The organism is Pseudomonas sp. 10-1B (assembly GCF_000935045.1).
Lineage (GTDB): Bacteria > Pseudomonadota > Gammaproteobacteria > Pseudomonadales > Pseudomonadaceae > Aquipseudomonas.
Genome location: NZ_JYKS01000035.1, coordinates 112,378 through 131,115, shown reverse-complemented (window position 1 = coordinate 131,115; position 18,738 = coordinate 112,378). Strand labels below are relative to the sequence as shown.

Annotated in this window: 15 protein-coding genes and 1 pseudogene; 10 read left to right on the top strand and 6 right to left on the bottom strand. The window is 63.6% G+C overall.

Features of this window, described 5'->3' with window-relative positions; all coding sequences use genetic code 11:
* The first annotated feature begins 195 nt into the window (after window positions 1-195).
* Window positions 196-2,340 carry a bifunctional mannitol-1-phosphate dehydrogenase/phosphatase gene (gene mtlD, locus TZ03_RS19670; RefSeq protein ID WP_051099844.1) on the top strand — a complete coding sequence of 715 codons (2,145 nt, stop codon included), beginning with the start codon at window positions 196-198 and terminating at the stop codon, window positions 2,338-2,340.
* Window positions 2,341-2,391: 51 nt separating this feature from the next.
* Window positions 2,392-2,507 (top strand): annotated as a pseudogene (locus TZ03_RS32035) (redox-sensitive transcriptional activator SoxR); the annotation flags it as partial.
* Between the two features lie 78 nt (window positions 2,508-2,585).
* Here the strand turns inward: TZ03_RS32035 and TZ03_RS19665 are convergent.
* The 3 genes from TZ03_RS19665 to TZ03_RS19655 form a co-directional block, all read right to left on the bottom strand.
* Window positions 2,586-5,090 (bottom strand): TonB-dependent siderophore receptor, encoded by a 2,505-nt coding sequence (locus TZ03_RS19665; RefSeq protein WP_051099843.1) that lies wholly within the window; start codon window positions 5,088-5,090, stop codon window positions 2,586-2,588.
* 84 nt (window positions 5,091-5,174) lie between these two features.
* On the bottom strand, window positions 5,175-6,101 hold the full coding sequence (locus tag TZ03_RS19660; protein ID WP_051099842.1) for a FecR domain-containing protein: 927 nt from the start codon (window positions 6,099-6,101) through the stop codon (window positions 5,175-5,177).
* Window positions 6,098-6,598, bottom strand: coding sequence for a sigma-70 family RNA polymerase sigma factor (locus TZ03_RS19655; RefSeq protein ID WP_201775725.1), 501 nt, complete (start codon window positions 6,596-6,598; stop codon window positions 6,098-6,100). Before TZ03_RS19655 ends, TZ03_RS19660 begins: the two co-directional genes overlap by 4 nt.
* 207 nt (window positions 6,599-6,805) lie before the next feature.
* Here TZ03_RS19655 and TZ03_RS19650 point away from each other — a divergent pair, with 207 nt between their 5' ends.
* Window positions 6,806-7,588 (top strand): aldolase, encoded by a 783-nt coding sequence (locus TZ03_RS19650; RefSeq protein ID WP_051099840.1) that lies wholly within the window; start codon window positions 6,806-6,808, stop codon window positions 7,586-7,588.
* Between the two features lie 44 nt (window positions 7,589-7,632).
* Entirely contained in the window at window positions 7,633-8,526 is an 894-nt protein-coding gene (locus tag TZ03_RS19645) for a dihydrodipicolinate synthase family protein (RefSeq protein WP_051099839.1), read from the top strand.
* 214 nt (window positions 8,527-8,740) lie between these two features.
* Here TZ03_RS19645 and TZ03_RS19640 read toward each other — a convergent pair whose 3' ends face one another.
* Window positions 8,741-10,051: a T6SS phospholipase effector Tle1-like catalytic domain-containing protein gene (locus TZ03_RS19640; RefSeq protein ID WP_051099838.1), complete on the bottom strand. Its 1,311-nt coding sequence runs from the start codon at window positions 10,049-10,051 to the stop codon at window positions 8,741-8,743.
* A 232-nt stretch (window positions 10,052-10,283) separates the two neighbouring features.
* On the opposite strand from TZ03_RS19640, the gene TZ03_RS19635 reads away from it, so the two are divergent.
* The 6 genes from TZ03_RS19635 to TZ03_RS19610 are packed head-to-tail and all read left to right on the top strand — an operon-like array spanning window position 10,284 to window position 17,115.
* Complete coding sequence (locus TZ03_RS19635; protein ID WP_051099837.1) at window positions 10,284-11,243, top strand: AAA family ATPase; 960 nt, start codon at window positions 10,284-10,286, stop codon at window positions 11,241-11,243.
* Window positions 11,244-11,247: 4 nt separating this feature from the next.
* Complete coding sequence (locus TZ03_RS19630; RefSeq protein ID WP_051099836.1) at window positions 11,248-12,192, top strand: DUF58 domain-containing protein; 945 nt, start codon at window positions 11,248-11,250, stop codon at window positions 12,190-12,192.
* Between the two features lie 13 nt (window positions 12,193-12,205).
* Entirely contained in the window at window positions 12,206-12,700 is a 495-nt protein-coding gene (locus TZ03_RS19625) for a DUF4381 domain-containing protein (RefSeq protein WP_051099835.1), read from the top strand.
* Window positions 12,693-13,769 (top strand): vWA domain-containing protein, encoded by a 1,077-nt coding sequence (locus tag TZ03_RS19620; protein WP_051099834.1) that lies wholly within the window; start codon window positions 12,693-12,695, stop codon window positions 13,767-13,769. The genes TZ03_RS19625 and TZ03_RS19620 overlap by 8 nt, the downstream gene beginning before the upstream one ends.
* Window positions 13,766-15,484: a tetratricopeptide repeat protein gene (locus TZ03_RS19615; protein ID WP_051099833.1), complete on the top strand. Its 1,719-nt coding sequence runs from the start codon at window positions 13,766-13,768 to the stop codon at window positions 15,482-15,484. The genes TZ03_RS19620 and TZ03_RS19615 overlap by 4 nt, the downstream gene beginning before the upstream one ends.
* Complete coding sequence (locus TZ03_RS19610; protein WP_051099832.1) at window positions 15,481-17,115, top strand: BatD family protein; 1,635 nt, start codon at window positions 15,481-15,483, stop codon at window positions 17,113-17,115. The genes TZ03_RS19615 and TZ03_RS19610 overlap by 4 nt, the downstream gene beginning before the upstream one ends.
* A 255-nt stretch (window positions 17,116-17,370) precedes the next feature.
* Here TZ03_RS19610 and TZ03_RS19605 read toward each other — a convergent pair whose 3' ends face one another.
* A complete protein-coding gene (locus TZ03_RS19605) occupies window positions 17,371-17,802 on the bottom strand; it encodes a DUF2628 domain-containing protein (protein ID WP_051099831.1) in 432 nt (143 codons plus the stop codon).
* 436 nt (window positions 17,803-18,238) lie between these two features.
* Window positions 18,239-18,712 (bottom strand): lytic transglycosylase, encoded by a 474-nt coding sequence (locus TZ03_RS29030; RefSeq protein ID WP_082056671.1) that lies wholly within the window; start codon window positions 18,710-18,712, stop codon window positions 18,239-18,241.
* Window positions 18,713-18,738 lie beyond the last annotated feature (26 nt).

Below are 18,738 nucleotides of genomic sequence, written 5' to 3'. Positions count from 1 at the left end.
CGGCAGCGTCAGATGTGCAGAAGAGACAGAGCCTGCTCTGTACCCCCCGCTCCGCCCCGCCCTACCTCTGCGTCACCCCCGAGCGCCCCCCTGTCGACCGTGTGCCCCCTACCTGACTGCCACCGCTGCAGCTCGCACACCGTACTCGCCTGTTGCAGGCGGGATGTCTGACGCATCAACAAGGGGCAACAACCCATGCTTTTCTTTCACGGTAAACGTATCTTCAGCGCCATCTTCGATATGGATGGCACCCTCTTCGACACCGAGCGCTTGCGCTTCAAGACACTCAAGCAAGCCTCGCTGGAGATCTTCGGCAAGCCACTGGGTGAGCACACCCTGATCGGCTCACTGGGCCTGAGCGCGAAAAAGGCTGAAGCCCTGGCCAAGGCGCACAATGGTGAACACTTCCCGTATGCCGAGATCCGCCAGCGTGCGGATGAACTGGAGCTGGAATACGTACGCAATCACGGTGTGCCGATCAAAGCCGGCCTGCTGGAAGTGCTGGAGCGCCTGCGCAAGTCGGGCCTGACCATGGCAGTCGCCACCTCCAGCCGCCGCGCCATCGCCGAGGAATACCTGATCAACGCCAATGTGCTGAAATACTTCGACATCACCGTGTGCGGCGATGAGGTCAGCCAGGGCAAACCCCACCCCGAAATTTTCCTGAAAGCCGCCCGCGCGCTCAACTGCGCGCCAGACCAGTGCTTCATGGTCGAGGATTCGGAGAACGGCATGCTCTCGGCCATGCGTGCCGAAGGCCAGGCGATCCTGATCGAAGACATCAAGCCGCCAGCTGCCGAAATCAGGGCCGGCGCGCTCAAGGCCTATCGCAACATGCCGGAGTTTCTCGCCGACCTGAGCGAGTGTGTACCCGACTTGGGCATGCCAGCGCTGAGCGAGCCATTCCCGGCCTCGTTGAACCAGTTCCGCGTGGGCATTCATGGCTTCGGCGCCATCGGCGGCGGTTACCTGACCCAGGTATTTGCCCATTGGGACGGCTATACGCGGCCTTGCGAAATCATCGCCGCGACCCGCTCGCGCATGCTGCGCGAAAGTGTCAGTGCCTTCGGCCGCTACAGCGTGCGCTATGGTGCCACCTCGTTCGACCAGACCATCGACAATGTGCGCATGATCGACCTGGACGACGATGCCGCCGTGATCGACATGTACAGCACTGCCGAAATCATCGGCCTGAGCTTGCCCGAGCAGGCCATCAGAGGCCAGGCCAAAGTGATTGCCCAGGGCCTGCTGCAGCGCTTCGAACGCCGCGGCCGCGAGTTGACCTTGCTGATCGTGCTGAACAAGGTCGGCGGCGCCGCGTTCGTGCGCCGGCATGTGCACGCCGAGCTGGCGTTACTTTGCCCACCGACCATCTGCGAGCAAGTACTGCAAAAAACCCACTTCGCCGAAACCGTGGTCAGCCGCATCGTCTCCAAGCTGGGCAATGACGCACTGCTCCGGCAACTGCGGATCAAGTCGCAGATGTTCCAGAACAGCCTGGAAGACGAACCTGCAGCTACCCGGAAGACCTCGGCGCCACTGGCTGAGTACGAACGGTTGCTCGGTCACTTCAGGCCCTTTGCACAACCCAGCAGTGCAATGAGTCAGTTGCACCTGGTGCTGTTCAACAGCGAAGCCGACATGCCGCTTTATGTGGAGCGCGGCAGCGACCTGCTCGAACGCCTGCGCCAGGTACAGACGGTGCCGGACATTGCCCAGATCCAGGTCATCAAGAACCGCCTGTGGAACGGCCCGCACGCGATCATTGCCTGGTACGCCAGCCTGCTGGGGCATGCCTGGGTGGGCCAAGGCATGGGCGATGCCCGCGTGAGTGCACTGGCCGAGCGCCTGATTCGCCAGGAAGTGGCGCCCGCACTGGAGGCCGAGTACCCGCGGATGGCCGAGGTGATCAGCCGTTTTGCCGATGCATTTCTCGAACGCTGCAAAACCTCGTTCAAGGACCCGTGCGCCCGCGTCGGCCGCGACCCCTTGCGCAAGCTACAACGCAACGAACGCATCCTCAGCAGCATCGACCTTGCCCGCAAGCATGGCATTGAAACCCCGGCCCTGGCCTTCGGTGCGGCCCTGGCCATCCACCATGCACTGCGCTGCAAAGATGAAAAGAACCTGGAAGCCCAGGCGATCAGGCAGGTGTACCTGGACCATGATGACAGTGTCGAGGCCGTGCTGACCCATGGCGGCAGCTGCTACGGCAAGCGCTTTCCCGGGCTGGACCCGATCAGCGACGCGCAACTGATCAGCGCCATTGCCAACGCCTTCCGGCAGTACCGGCAAAAGGATGCGGTCACTCAGCCCGACATTCTCTGCATAGGCGCATAAAGCCAGAACCTTGCCCAGATCCCTCGGTGCCATCAGGGAAAGCGGTTGCGGGACAACTGCATAGGTTGCGGTTGCCTGTCGCTGGAAGACTGCCCGCTGCGCAACCCTGAGGATGTGCTGGCCCAGGAAGGTACGGGGCGCGGATTCTGGAGAAGAAGGCCCGATAACCATGGCGTACGCGATCCCTTGTGAGCGACCGCGTAGCCTGCTTTATCAGCGCCGAACCAACGCAGGGCTAGTCATTCTTACCAGAACGTACCACGCAGGGTCAGCATGTGGTTGCGCTTGTCGCCATACCAGTTACCCGATGCCGAAGAACCCAGCGTGGCATAGTAGGTCTTGTCGAAAATGTTGTTGGCGTTGTAGGCCAAAGTCCAGTGATCGTCGATCTTGTACTCGACCAAGGCGTTCCACACCGCGTAACCGCCCTGACGATAATCATATGCTTCGTTACGCAGCACATTACCGGCGCTGTCGATCACACTGGCGGTACCGCTGACCAGGTTGGCGCTCTGCACGTTCACTCCACCACCGACCTTGAAGTCGTGGAACTGGCCCGGCAACTGGTAGGTGCTCCACAGCTTGAACTGGTGCTTGGGGGTAATACTACTGAACGCCGTGCTGTCCTGGCGGTTGCGGTTGTTGTTGTAGGTGTAGCCGGCCAGTACATTCCAGTCCGGCAGGATCTCACCGGTCAGCTCCATATCGATACCCTTGCTGACCACTTCACCCTGGGTGAGGTAGCAGCAGTTACCACCGAACAGCACGTTGGTGAGCTGGTAGTTCGGGTCGACCACCGCCTCGTTGTTACGCTTGGTGTAATACAGCGCCACCGAGGCATTCACTGCACCGTTGAACAGCTCACCCTTGATCCCGGTTTCATAGGTCTTGCCCTTCATCGCCTCGATCGAGCTGCCTGGCAGCGGACCCTGCAGCTTGTTCTGCTGCGGTTTGTAGATCTCGGCATAGCTGACGTAAGTCGACCACTCGTCGTTCAGGTCATAGACCAGGCCGCCGTATGGCACCAGCTTGGTGGGTTCGCGCGTGTCGATGTCCGACTGCACGCTCCATACCCCGTTGTTGCGTGCGCGGTACAGTTGCTCGAACTTGTAACGCTGAGCGCGAGCACCGACGATCAGGTGCAGCGGCTCGGCCAACTGCAGACGCAAGGTCGAGTACAGGCCGTACTGTGTCTGGGTGTTGGGACTGTAGTCGCGGAAGAAGTCCTTGTTGGTCGGCGGCATCGCCCACGGCGTGGAGCCTGGGTTGAACACGTCGATCGGGCCACCAGAGCCGGACGACTGCATGGTGCCTTCCCACTGGCTGGTAATTTTCTGGTAGTCGACACCCATGAGGAATTCATGCTGCAGGTCGAATGCCTGGAATTTACCGGCGATGTTGGCGTCCCACAGTTTCTGGTCGCTGCGGTACTGGTTGACGTTGCCGCTCCAGGCCGGGCCGTCGAGGGTGACCGGGTTGACCGCGCCGAAGTTGAACGCACTCTTGCTGAAACCGGAATCCAGGGTCTGAGTGTAGGTGACGTTGGCTTTCCAGTCGTCATTGAACTTGTGGTCGACTTTGGCGAACACCTCCTGGGAGCGGCCATCCAGATAGGCCCAGCTCTCGGTCAGGCTGGTGCTGCGCGACAAGCCCAGGTCGGCGCCGGTGCTGTAGCGCGGCAGGCCAGTGCCAGAGCCAGTTTCGTGAATGCGCTCGGAGCGGCCACCGAGGGTCAGCGTGGTGTCCGGCAGAATGTCGGCCTCGAGAATACCGTAGATGATCGGTTTTTCCGTGGCACGGTCGTCCAGCATGTACTGACGGTCGGTATAAGCGGCCACCAGCCGGCCGCGCAACTTGCCATCGAAGCCGAGCGGGCCGGTGACATCGAACTGAGTACGATAGTTGTCCCAGCTACCAGCCGACATGTCCACCTTGAGCTGGTAAGTGTCCAACGGGCGCTTGCGCACCAGGTTGATCATGCCGCCCGGGTCGCCAGTACCACCGAACAGCGCGGATGATCCGCGCAGAACTTCAACGTGATCGAACTCGACCATGTCGTAGTTCTTGTTCGAGTAGAAGCTGCCCGACGTGGTGCCCAGGGCCATCGGCGCAGCACCATCGATCTGGATGTTCTCGATCTTGAAACCGCGCGAATAGAAGTCCGAGAGGCGGAAGTTGTTGTTCTTGACGGTGATGCCCGGAGTGACTTTCATGGCATCGGCAAGGTCGGTCATGCGCTGCTCTTCGATGACCTGGCTGGTCACCACCGACACCGACTGCGGCGTCTGGCGCAGGCTAGTCGGGGTCTTCGAACCGATACTGACCTTCTCGGTGGTGTACGAACCAGTGTTCTCGGTCATCATGCCCATGCCCTGGCCTTCGATCATGGTGGTGCCAAGCTCCAGCGCCGCACCAGCATCTTTACCTGCCGGTTGTAGCGACCAGTTGCCATCTACGGCTTGTATGGCAGTCAGCCCGGTGCCCTCCAACAGCAGGTAGAGCGCCATTTCAATGGGTAGCTCGCCTTTGACCGGACGAGCCTGCTTGCCCTCGACCAGATGCGGCTCGTAGGGCAAGCTGATACCGGACTGTTCGGCAAAGCGGTTCAGTGCCTGGTCCAGCGGTGCCGCAGGCAGGTCATAACGCTGGCTGGGCTGCTGCGCCAGCGCTGGCTGGCAAAGGCCCAATCCCGAGCCGATGAGAATGGCCTGGGCGAGCAAGGTGGGACGATACCGGGACAACAGATTCATCGAGGGGTAGCTCCTGAAAAGTGCTGGTTTTTTCTTCTTGTCGAAGAGCCCGGTAAAACCCCGTAACCGGGCAGGCACTTTTTTTCAGGCAGGCACAATGCGGACCCACAACGAGGTCCGCCACATCAGGCGCACGGGCAACGTATGGGCAAGCGTGCGCAGGGCATTGTCGGTATCGTCGAGCTGGAATACGCCAGAAACCTGCAGCCCAGCCACTGCCGGGTCGCAGCCGACCCAACCGCTGCGTTGGCGGGCCAATTGCGCGGCCAGTTCCTGCAGCGGCATCTGCCGGGTGATCAGCAGGCCGCGTGTCCAGGCCGAGCCTTCGAAGGTAGGGTGTTCGATACGCCGCGCGCCTGCGACATCGACCATGAACTGCTCCCCCGCCTGAACGGGCACGGGAGCCTGGCCCGGCAAGTGGATGGCGACTGTGCCCTGGTCAACGGTCAGCCGCGTACGGTCTTTTTCCTGACACAGGTCGAAATCGGTGCCCAGGAACCGGGCTTGAGCCGAGCTTACGCACAGCGGGCGTAGCAACGGATCGGGGCCGGCCTTCACATGCACCTGCCCTTCGCGCAGTTCGACCAAGCGCTCATGCTGGCCGAAACGCACATTGGCCGCGCTCCTGCTGTTGAGCCGCACCTCGGTGCCATCGGCCAGCGCGAAGCGACGGCGCTCGCCGGTAGTCGTGCTGTAGTCGGCAAGGCTGACGCGCCAGGGTGACTGCTGCACGGTGCCACCCGCCACACCCAGGCCCAGCAGGCCGAGCGCAAGGGCCTTCACCGCGGCTCGGCGGCCAGGGTCGCCCAACGTGCTGACCGCTACCCCGGCAGGCAGTTCACGGGCCTGGGCAAAGCAGGTTTGCGCTTCCTGCAACGCCTGCCAGGTCGCCTCATGCTGAGGATCGGCCTGGCGCCAGGCCAGGCAGGCAGCACACAACGCAGGCGCATGCTGCGACGACTCGAGCTTCACCAGCCAGTCGATGGCCTGGTCGAGCACTTTATCAGTCATTGGTCGAGGCTGATCTGGTAGCAATGGCGAATGGCCTTGGCCATGTACTTCTCGACACTGCTCAGGCTGATACCCAGCTGGATGGCGATGTTCTGGTAGCTCATGCCTTCGAGCCGCGACAGCAGAAACGCCATGCGCGCCTTGGCTGGCAGGCCGTCGAGCAAGGCATCAATCTGCAGCAGCGTCTGCAACAGCATCAGTTGCCGCTCGGCAGAGGGCGCTTCGGCTTCGGGAAGCTGGGCCAATGCTTGCAGGTAGGCCGCCTCGAGTTTCTGCCGGCGGTAACGGTCAATCAGCAGCCCCTTCGCCACACTGCTCAGCCAGGCTCTGGGCTGGCGCAGGCCTGCGACCAGTTGGGGGCGCAACAACACCTGCAGGAAGGTGTCGTGCGCCACATCGCAGGCCTGGTCGCCGTATGGCTGGCGCCGTTGCAACCAGTTCAGCAGCCACGCGTGGTGGTCACGATAAAGCGCATCGACAGGCTCGCGGGCTGACACGATGATCCTCGCCTCCTTGAATGCAATGAATCGCGGTTGAAAATCGTTCGCAATAGTACGAGGTTTTTCCCGCCCCCCTCAAGTGCCTGCACAGCTTCAGGGCAATGACACATCGCTTGCTAATGACACATTGTGTCATTAATATCGTTATGTGTCCTGACGGTATCCCACCGATCAGCAATCCCCTTCCCTATGCAGGTACCGCCCATGACGACCACCATGCACACCCCCAAGGACCAACTGGTCAAACTCGCCCAGCAGCAGATGCTGACTGCACTGGCCGATAATACCTACACACCACGGCAAAAACTCGCGCTCACCTGCCGCATCCTGTTCGACGGCGGCCACGACTCTGGCCTGGCCGGGCAAATCACCGCCCGGGCGCAAGAGCCAGGCACCTACTACACGCAACAACTCGGCCTGGGCTTCGACGAAATCGCCGCCTCCAACCTGCTGGTGGTGGACGAAGACCTCACCGTGCTGCAAGGCCGCGGCATGGCCAACCCGGCCAACCGTTTCCACAGCTGGCTGTACCGCGCCCGCCCCGACGTCAACTGCATCATCCACACTCACCCGCTGCACAGCGCCGCCCTGTCGATGCTGGAAGTACCGCTGGCCATCTCGCACATGGACCTGTGCCCGCTGTTCGACGATTGCGCATTCCTCAAGGAATGGCCCGGTGTACCCGTGGGCAACGAGGAAGGCGAAATCATTTCCAGGGCGATTGGCGACAAGCGCGCGATCCTGCTTTCCCACCACGGCCTGCTGATCGCCGGCCGTTCTATCGAGGAAGCCTGCGTGCTCGCCCTGCTGTTCGAGCGCGCGGCCAAGATGCAACTGCTGGCCATGGGCGCCGGTGATATCCGCCCAATCCCCGAAGCACTGGGCAAGGAAGCCCACGACTGGATCTCCACCCCTAAACGTCATGGCGCCGCGTTCAGCTACTACGCGCGCCGTGCCTTGCGTGCCCATGGCGACTGCCTGGGCTGATCGAAGTTGTACGTTTTCCTCAACAACGGCAGAGGTGCCTGGTTATGTCTACACCTGTAATTCGCGGCGTTATTGGCTACACCATCACTCCCTTCACGGCAGACGGCACGCTCGACCTGGATGCCTTGGGCACGTCCATCGACAGCCTGATCACAGCCGGCGTGCACGCCATCGCGCCGCTGGGCAGCACCGGCGAAGGGGCCTATCTGTCCGACAGCGAATGGGAAACCGTGGTGCGCTTCAGCCAGGCACGGATTGCCGGGCGCGTGCCCAGCGTGGTCAGCGTCTCCGACCTGACCACCGCACGCACCGTACAACGCGCCCGCCTGGCGCAAGCGTGCGGTGCCACGGCGGTGATGGTGCTGCCCATCTCCTACTGGAAGCTCACCGAAGCCGAAGTGGTTGCCCACTACAAGGCGGTCGGCGCGGCCATCGATATCCCGATCATGCTCTACAACAACCCGGGCACCAGCGGCACCGACCTGTCGGTAGAGCTGATCCTGCGCATCCTCGGCGAAGTGCCGAAGGTGACCATGGTCAAGGAAAGCACCGGCGACATCCAGCGCATGCACCGCCTGTTCAAAGCCAGCGATGGCCAGGTGGCCTTCTACAACGGCTGCAACCCGCTCACCCTGGAAGCCCTGGTAGCCGGCGCCAGCGGCTGGTGCACCGCCGCGCCCAACCTGGTCCCGGCACTGAACCTGGCACTGTGGGACGCGGTACAGCAAGGCGACCTGGGCGAAGCCCGCGCGCTGTTCTACCGCCAGTACGAACTGCTGGAATACATCACCCGTCGCGGCCTGCCCACCACCATCAAGGCTGGCCTGAAAATGCTCGGCCAGGATGTCGGCGCCCCACGCCTGCCGCTGCAGCCGCTGGATGCGCAAGGCAGCACTTATCTGAAAGGCCTGCTGGACGCGCTGGGCGCGGGTAACTGAATCTCATCGACACGACGGGGCGCGCAGCGGTCCCGCTTTCTCAGCTTCGCCGCGGATATTGCCGGGGCCGCTTTGCGGCCCTTCGCGGGCAAGCCCGCTCCTACAGGTTTGGCGCTGAGCTTTGGAAATGCGCGGTCCCTGTGGGAGCGGGCGTGCCCGCGAAGGGCTGCGAAGCAGCCCCAGTAAAGTCTGCAGAAACCTTAACTGACTGGCATTAGCCATTGCCCGGGTTCTCATGCACCACTCGCCCAGCTACCCCCGGTCGATTGACGAATAGCACATCCAGCACACTGTTACGCAAGCCCTTCAACGCATTCCAGTTCGCCGACGCATGCACGTACCTATCGCGCAACAGCCGCTGCTCATCCTCGTTCAACCCCACCTGCTCAGTTTCCCCCAAGGCAAACGCATGCAACTTGCGGCTGATTGCCAGCAATTCATCCGGCAACCGATGCTCGGCCTGCCCGCCCAACGGCGCAAACGGCACGCCAGCCCGCACTGCCAACGCCCGCATCACACTCAAGTATACCCGCGAGAGCTGCCCCGCCACTTCCCGCTCGCGGTACACCGCCGCATAAACCTGTTTTTGCGCCTCATCCGGCCTACCGCCAGCAATCGGCTCTTCCCAGGTCCGCACCCGCGGCCTGGGTTCGCCCATTTCAGCGAACACCGAGCCGAGCAAGGCCGTCGCCGTGGCATGCACGCGGCTCTGCTCGGCGTGCATGCTTTGTGGCACCCGCTGTGACTGCGGCTTGCACAACAGCACCTGCTCCAGCGTGGTTTCCGGATACCCTCCACCAATGTTCGAATGCACGCCCGGCAGTACGATGTCATGGCCACTGCACACCAGCGGGAAGTTGTGCCGCACCTCGTCCGCCGCCACCAGTTGCACCACCTGGCGTGCAATGCCCGCAGACAGGCCCAGGCGCAGGCCACCATGGCGGTCGTCGGCGGGGTCGAAATCACCCTGCAACGGCGCAATGATCGCCGCCACGGTGTCGAACAGGCCAATAAAGTTGATCGCGGTGCCGCACTCCACCGGCAACCGCCCGCCCGTGTCATCGTGCAACAGGTTAGCCAGATGCCGCACCGCCGCCGCGCCGCGGCTGAAACCGAACAGATCGAATTCAAGCCGCTCCAGCGCGGCCCGCGGATGCGCCCGACGCCAGGCCAGTAGTTGCTCGACTATGCCCTGCAACGCCTCGGCCACCCGGGCCTCAGCCCCCGTGCGCCCCCGCCCGGTGGCCGAGGCATAGGCATGATCCGCCTCACCCGCCAGGGTGCCCACACCTTCGACATAGCGTTTGAGAAACGCCAGGGTCCCGTCGGCATTTGCCCCTTCCGCCGGGTAAAGCGCGTGCAACAGGGCCACATTGCTCAAGGCGTTGGTATAACTGGCACCCTTGCCCACCTGCCCATCCGCCAGCATCACATTGCTCTGGTTGTTACCCGTGCCATCGAAGAACACGCCGAAACGCAGGGTGATCGGCGTAGTGATTTCAGTGCTGCAGTTGTTCTGTTCCATCTTCGGGCATCCTGCTTGGCCAAAAAGCACAAGCAGGCGCCAGGACACGACAGCGGACCATCAGCCAATGGCCAGCCATACACGAGACATTTCTGTACCTGCATGGCCCACGGCACGGATAAATTTCCCAGCGGCCATTGGTCGCCACCCCCCCGGATGGATTAAAGTATCACCCCTTGCCAGGGCAGCTGCCTGCAGCCCGCCCGCGGCCCCATACCAGGAACCGTCGCCGATGGAACACCGTGAAGCGCTGATCGCGCTGCGCACTTTTCTTTCCTCCCAGATCCTAGGCCAGGAGAAACTGGTCGAACGGCTGTTGATCGTGCTCCTGGCCGACGGCCACATGCTGGTCGAAGGCGCGCCGGGCCTGGCCAAGACCAAGGCCATCAAAGAACTCGCCGAAGGCATCGAGGCGCAGTTCCATCGCATTCAGTTCACCCCCGACCTGCTCCCGGCCGATATCACCGGCACCGAAATCTACCGCCCGGAAACCGGCAGCTTCGTGTTCCAGCAAGGGCCGATCTTCCACAACCTGGTGCTGGCCGACGAAATCAACCGCGCCCCGGCCAAGGTGCAGTCGGCGCTGCTCGAAGCCATGGCCGAGCGCCAGGTCAGTGTGGGCCGCAGCACCTACGAGCTGTCGCCGCTGTTCCTGGTCATGGCCACGCAGAACCCGATCGAGCAGGAAGGCACCTACCCGCTGCCCGAAGCCCAGCTCGACCGCTTCCTGATGCACGTTAAAATCGGCTTCCCCGATGCAGCAGTGGAACGGCGCATCCTGGCGCAGGCCCGTGGCGAAGCCCTGGGCGGCGAGACCAAGCCCGAGCGCCGGGTCAGCCAGCAAGCCATTTTTGCCGCACGCAAGGAAATCCTCGGCCTGTACATGGCCGACGCGGTGGAGGAATACCTGGTGCAGCTGGTCATGGCCACCCGCACCCCGGCCAAGTTCGACGCCGAGCTGGCCGACTGGATCGCCTACGGCGCCAGCCCGCGCGGTTCCATTTCGCTGGACCGCTGCGCGCGCGCCCACGCCTGGCTGGCCGGGCGCGACTTCGTCAGCCCCGAAGACATCCAGGCGGTGCTGTTCGACGTGCTGCGTCACCGCATCATCCTCTCGTTCGAGGCCGAGGCGGCGGGGATCGACCAGGACCGCGTGGTCCAGCGCATCCTCGACGTCGTCGCCGTTGCCTGAGCCCATGCCCACCGCGCCGCTGGCCGAACCCGGCATCCGCATCAGCCTTGCCGAGCTGATCGACATGCGCCACCGCGTGCGCGAAATCCAGCTGTTTTCCCGGCCTGGCCAGCGCAGCCCGCTGGTCGGCCTGCACCACTCCAAGCTGCGTGGGCGCGGCGTGGACTTCGACCAAGTGCGCGTCTACCAGGCCGGCGACGATGTACGCAATATCGACTGGCGGGTCACCGCACGCACCCAGGAGCCGCACACCAAGCTGTTCCACGAAGAACGCGAGCGGCCGATCTTCATCCTTGTCGAGCAAAGCCAGCGGCTGTTCTTCGGTTCGGGGCTGATGTTCAAGTCGGTGCTCGCCGCCCAGGCCGCGGCCCTGTTCGGCTGGGCCGCGCTGGGCCACAACGACCGCATCGGCGGGCTGGTATTCGGCGACAACGAACACCACGAGATCAAACCCCGGCGCAGCAAGCAGAGCCTGCTGCAACTGCTCAACCGGCTGGCCAAGGTCAACCAGGCGCTGCACACCGAGGCCACGCCGCACCTCGACAGCCTCGGCCTGGCCCTGCGCCGGGCCCGCGAAGTGTTGCGCCCCGGCAGCCTGGCCATCGTGATCTGCGACGAACGCTCGCTCACCGCCCAGGTGGAACAGCACCTGGCCATGCTTTCGCGCCATTGCGACCTGTTGCTGCTGCCGGTGTCCGACCCGCTCGACCACGCCCTACCCGCCGCCGGCCTGCTGCGCTTCGCCCAGCGCAGCGCGCAGCTGGAGCTCGACACCCTGGACGCCAACCTGCGTCAGGCCTACCGCCAGCAGGCCGAGGCACGCATCGAACGCTGGGAACTGATGGCGCAGAAGCTGCGCGTGCTGCTGATGCCGCTGAGTACCCAAAGCGAAATGATCGAGCAACTGCGCGAATACCTGAACGCCCAGCGGCCACGGAGCGCGTCATGAAGAGCAGCGGCCAATGAACCCGCTTGACCAGATGCACCCGCTGATCGACCCGGCGCCCATCGGCCTGTGGCCACCGGCACCGGGCTGGTGGCTGCTGCTGGCCTTGCTGCCGCTGCTGGCCTGGGGCCTGTGGCGGGTGCGCCACTGGCGCCCGGGCAAACGCCGCATCGTGCGTGCTGAACAACCGCTCGACCCGGTGCGCGTGGCCGCCCTGGCCGAGCTGGCCCGCCTGCCGCGCCCGTACGACGGCGCCCCGGCCGGTGCCTGGCTGCAACAGATCAATGCCCTGCTCAAACGCCTGTGCCGCAGCCACTACCCGGGCGCCAACAGCCATACCCTCAACGGCCGCCAGTGGCTGGCGTTTCTCGACAACCGCTGCCCGGCCGCGGGCCTGACCCGTTGGATGGTGCTGGTCGAAGGCGCCTACAAACCCGAGTGCAAGCTCGACGACAAGGCCATCGCCGGGCTTAGCCAGGCCGTCGAAACCTGGATCCGCAAGCATGTTTGAACTGGCCTGGCCGTGGGTTTTCGCCCTGTTGCCGCTGCCGTGGCTGGCGCGCCTGCTGCTGCCCGCCGCCGATAGCGGCGAGCCGGTGCTCAAGGTGGGCTTTCTCGACGAACTGGAAGGCCTGGCCGGGCGCCGTGCACGGCTCAACCTGCCGACCTGGCGCCAACAAGCACCGTTCGTCATCATCTGGCTGTTGCTGCTGTGCGCCGCCGCCCGCCCACAATGGCTGGGTGAGCCGGTGCCGGTGGCCGCCAGCGGCCGCGACCTGCTGGTGGCGGTGGACGTGTCCGGGTCGATGGACTTCCCCGACATGCAGTGGCAGAACGAAGACATCAGCCGCCTCGACCTGGTCAAGGCGCTGCTCGGCGACTTCCTGCAAGACCGCGAAGGCGACCGCGTGGGCCTGATCCTGTTCGGCAGCCAGGCCTACCTGCAGGCCCCGCTCACCTTCGACCGGCGCACCGTGCGCACCTTCCTCATGGAGGCGCAGATCGGCATCGCCGGCAAGAACACCGCCATCGGCGACGCCATCGGCCTGGCGGTCAAGCGCCTGCGCCAGCGCCCGGCACAAAGCCGGGTGCTGGTGCTGATCACCGACGGCGCCAACAACGGCGGGCAGATCCACCCATTGACCGCCGCCCGCCTGGCCGCCCAGGAAGGCGTGCGCATCTATGCCATCGGCATCGGCGCCAACCCCGAGGCCAGTGGCACGCCAGGCCTGCTCGGCCTCAACCCGAGCCTGGACCTGGACGAAGCCTCGCTCAAGGAAATCGCCGACATCACCCACGGTGCCTACTTCCGCGCCCATGACGGCGCCGAGCTGGACGCCATCGGCGACACCCTCGACCAACTCGAACCGGTGGCCCAGCAACCTACCCAGGCGCGCACGGCCCAGGCCCTGTACGCCTGGCCCCTGGCCCTGGCGCTGCTGCTCAGCGTGCTGCTGGTGGTAGCCGTGCAATGGCCCGACAACCTGCTGCAGCGCCTGCTGCGCAAACCGCGCTTCCTGCAGCCGCACCCGGAATGGCGCCAGCGCCTGAAGCGCCTGCGCCTGAGGAGGCGGCGATGATCGATCTGTGGCCGCAATGGCTGCGCCCGCTGTGGCTGCTGGCCGTCCCGCTGCTCGGCTGGCTGCTGTACAAACTGTGGCACCGGCGCAAACGCGCCGGGCGCTGGCAGATGATTCTGCCGCCGGCGTTCCATGGCGTACTGTTGGGGGGCGGCAGCGGCAGCACCAGCAAGCTGCCGTGGGTGGCGCTGGGCCTGGCCTGGGCGCTGGTGATCCTGGCCCTGCTCGGGCCCAGTTGGCAACGCGTGGAAGAAAACCGCCAGCGCCCGGCCGACCCACTGGTGATCCTGCTCGAACTGACCCCGCAGATGCTCGCCGAGGACAGCCCGCCCAACCGCCTGGAACAGGCCCGGCGGAAAATCCTCGACCTGCTCGAACACCGCCGCGACAGCCAGACCGCGCTGGTGGTCTACGCCGGCTCCGCGCACACCCTGGTGCCGCTGTCCGATGACCTGGCCACCACCCGCAACCTGCTGGAGGCGATCGACCCGTCGATCATGCCGCAACCCGGCCAACGCGCCGACCTGGCCGTGCAAAAGGGCCTGGCCCTGCTGGCCCAAAGCGGCTTGGGCCAGGGCCGCTTGCTGCTGATCGGCTCGGCGCTCAGCGCCCCGGAACGCCAGGGCATCGCCCAGGCCCTCGGCCGCCAGGGCCCGAGCTTGCTGATGCTGGGCATCGGCAGCCGCGAAGGCGCGCCGGTGCGCCAGGCCAACGGCGAATACCTCAAGGACGACCAGGGCGGCATCCTGCTGCCACGCCTGGACAGCGCCAGCCTCAAGGGTTTCATCAGCGACACCGGCGGGCGCTACCGGCATGCCCGCATCGACGACCTCGACCTGCGCGGCCTGGGCCTGTTCGACAACCCGCACATCGCCCGCAATAACGGCCAGACCCTGCAACTGGACAGCTGGGCCGACCAGGGTTACTGGCTACTGCTGCCGCTGTTGTTGCTGGCCGCCTGCGCCGGCCGGCGCGGCTGGCTGTTCTGCCTGCCGCTGCTGCTGGCCCTGCCGCAGCCCAGCCAGGCTTTCGAGTTCAACGACCTGTGGTTGCGCCCCGACCAGCAAGGCCAGCGCCTGCTGGAGCAAAACCGCCCGGCCAGCGCCGCACGCCACTTCCAGGACCCGCAATGGCGCGGCATGGCCCTGTACCAGGCAGGCGACTATGCCGGTGCCGTCGAGGCCTTTTCCCAAAGCGACACGGCGGCAGCCCACTACAATCGAGGCAATGCCCTGGCCCGCAGCGGCGAACTGGAAGCCGCCCTGGACGCCTACGAGCAAGCCCTGGAGCGCCAGCCCGACCTGCAAGCGGCGCTGGACAACCAGGCGCTGGTGCAACAAATGCTGCAACAGCGTGCAGCCAAGGCCGAGCAGCAACCGGCCAGCAGCGATGCCCAAGGCACGCCCGGCAGCGAAACCGAAGGCAACAGCAGCTCGGCCAGTAGCCCAGCCCAGGGCACGCCCGGCAACGACGAACACGCCAGTGCCGAACAGCCCGGTGAAGGCAGCAACAACAGCCAGGCCGCGCCCGGCAACCAGGCGGGCGGGGACGACAGTGTCATCCAGCCACCGCAACGCCCAGTATCGACCAACCTCGATGCCGAACAGCGCCAGGCCCTGGAACAATGGCTGCGGGAGATCCCCGACAACCCGGCGGAGCTGCTGCGGCGCAAATTCTGGTATGAACAGCAATTGCATCAGGAAAATCCACGATGAGTCGCTTCGGCGTCCTTCTCCTCAGTGTGCTGTGGGCCATGCTGGCCCAGGCCGAACCGCTACTGCGGGCCAGCGTCGACCGTACCCGCCTGGAAGCCGGCGAAAGCCTGGAGCTGACCCTGGAAAGCCAGGACGTCACCCAGTTCGGCAAGCCCGACCTGCGCGCCCTGGAAGGTGACTTCGAAGTGCGTGGCACGCGCCAGCTCAACAGCCTGCACACGCTCGACGGCGAAACCCGCGCCAGCACCCGCTGGATCATCACCCTGCTGCCGCGGCGCAGCGGCAGCCTGCGCATCCCCGCGCTGCAACTGGGCCAGTCGCACAGCCAGGCCATCGAGCTGCAAGTGCTGCAGGCCGATGCCAGCCGCCAGGACAGCGCCTCGCAGGTGTTCATCGAGGCAACGCTCGACAGCAACGACGTGTACGTCCAGGCCCAGGCCGTGCTGACCGTGCGCATCTACCACTCGGTGGCACTGTACGACGACAGCAGCCTCAGCCCGCTGCAACTGGAAAATGCCAAGGTCGAGCCACTGGGCGAGTCGCGCACCTATGAAAAGCAAATCAACGGCGTGCGCCACGGCGTGATCGAAACCCGTTATGCGCTGTATGCCCAGCAAAGCGGCAGCCTCGACATCCCGCCGCTGACCTTCACCGCCACGGCCGCGGCCAGTAGCGACGCTGCTGCGCAAGCCAATGGTACAGCCCGCACCGGCCGCCAGGTGCAGGTAAGCTCGCTGCCACTGCACCTGTCCGTACGGCCGATTCCCGCCGCCTGGCCCGCCGGTGTGCCATGGCTGCCAGCCCGCAGCCTGACCCTGGAAGAGCACTGGAACCCCGACCCCGGCAGCCAGCAGGTGCAGATTGGCGATTCGCTGACGCGCAACATCACCCTGCGTGCCGAGGGTTTGTCCAGCACCCAGTTGCCACCACTGCCGGCCACCGAAATCACCGGCCTGCGCCGCTACCCCGACCAGCCGCTGCTGCGCAACGAAATCAACGAACGCGGCATGACCGCCAACCGCGAAGAACGCGAAGCCCTGGTACCGATCCACAGCGGCGCGCTGGCCCTGCCGGCGCTGGAAGTGGCCTGGTGGAACACCCGCGAAGACCACCTGGAGCACAGCAGCCTACCGGCGCGCACGCTGAACGTGCAGGACAACCCGGCGCTGAGCGCCGACACCCCGGTGGGTGACAGCAGCAGTGCCAGCACCTTGCTGTGGCCATGGCAGCTGGCCACCCTGGTGTTCGCCCTCACTACCGTACTGGGCTTTGCCCTGTGGTGGCGCGCCCGCTCGCAGCCAGCGGTACTGCGCGCCGCGCAGAACGGGCCGAGCCCGCGTACCTTGCTGGATGACCTCAAGCGCGCATGCCAGGCCAATGATCCCCAGGCGACTCGCCAGGCGCTGGATGCCTGGGCCCGGCAGCAGCCGGAAACCCTGGCCGAAATGGCGGCGCGGTTCGTGCCGCTGTCGGATGCGCTGGATGGGTTGAATGGGGCGTTGTATAGCGAGAGCGGGCAGTATTGGCAGGGTGAGGATTTGTGGCGGGCGATCGGCACGATTCCACCGGCTGAGCAGGTGTTGTTGCCGGCTGGCGAGAGTGGCAGCCTGCCGCCGCTCTATCCCAAGTGATGTAGTGCCTGTATGGGCCTCTTCGCGGGTGAACCCGCTCCCACAGGTACTGCGTACCCCGTGGCCTTTGCGCGATACCTGTGGGAGCGGCCTTGTGTCGCGAAAGGGCCGCAAAGCGGCCCCGGCAATTTCGCGGCGATGCGAGGATCCCAGGGGCGCTGCGCTCCCCTTTCCGACCGGTCCGACGCCCCGGCAAGGCCGCTCCTACAAATCAAACTGCCAAGGATGCCATCGCATGATGATGTACAACTCGGCTCAGATAAACCGCTGCCCCTCGAACGGGTTCCAGCCCTGTTGCCCTTTGGTCTGCTTCAGGTAGTAGGCACGGTTGGTCAGGAAACTGTACAGAAACGCAAACGCCATGCTGATACCGTTATCCACTGGACGCGGGATTTCGGTACCCGTCGCCGCCTCGAAGATACCCTCAAGCAAGCCGATGCCGATAATGATGGCCAGCATGACCAGGTTCTTCTTCCACAACCCCAGCACGAACCAATAGATCGGGCCGAAGAAAAAGGCGATGAAATTGTTGTTGATCAGCAGCTTCTTGCGGAAGGGCAAGGCGCGGAAAGCGGCTTTGTAGGACTCGGAGGTAGGGGCGCCGTACTGATCGAAGAAGGCGAAACGCTCCTGCCATTTTGGCTTGAGGTTGCCTGGGTTGGATTGGGTTTGTGGGATACCTTCCATGGAGCAGCTCCTGTGATTGTCGTCCGTGGGTGTCGAATAGCCATGATCGTGGCCGGCTTAGAGGGTAAGTCAGCATGTCCTTGGGGGCAAGCTTGGTGTCTCAAGCAGAGTGAGAACCCAGTCACAGAAAGCTGAACGCTTCCCGAACGGCGCGATCAGATGCGCGCCATGATGTGAACTGACGTACAGCTTGGAGTTTTTCATGCTTGCTGCCGAGCTCTTACTTAGATTTACTTTAAAGTGAAGACCTTTAATGTTGGGCCGATGCATTTGCTTTGAATGTGAATACAAGGGCGGTTTTAGAGGCCGAGTGCAACACGACATTATTGAGTTAAAGCTGGGTTCTGTTGCCGTGAAACTGCTCGCCAGAGATGCCAAGGTAGCCTGCCTTCTCGCTTGGCGGTAGGTGGGGATCGTGGATCGGAAACTTTTTACGTCATCTATTCTTCTTGATTAATCCAGCATATTCACCGAACACTGGAATGCCCTCATAATTACTTACCGGATCAAAACTTGAATTGGCCTCTTCCAGTTCATGAGGATTGAATTTTTCACGCCTAATTACAAGCCCACCATTCTCTTTAAAAATATAGCTCGCCCCAACAGAAACCTTACCATCATTATCAAATTCACGATGGGTCGCCATGGCAAGGAAAAGCTTCTCTGAACTCAAGCACTGGAATTGATATGTAAGATACTCGCGACACTTATCATCTAAAAAGCCAACACCCACCATATTCCTATCCAATAAAAATTCGACAAAGCAAGATGGAGTAATATCTGAAGCGATTAACGCGACATATGGCTTTCCAGAAACATGTCGACTTCTGGCGGCATCTTCACTGAGAGGGCCTATTGCAGTATTCTTGAAGCGAAACCAAGAATCACAATAAAAAACTGGCACCTTCATCAACAAACTCTCCCATTAGCACTCCT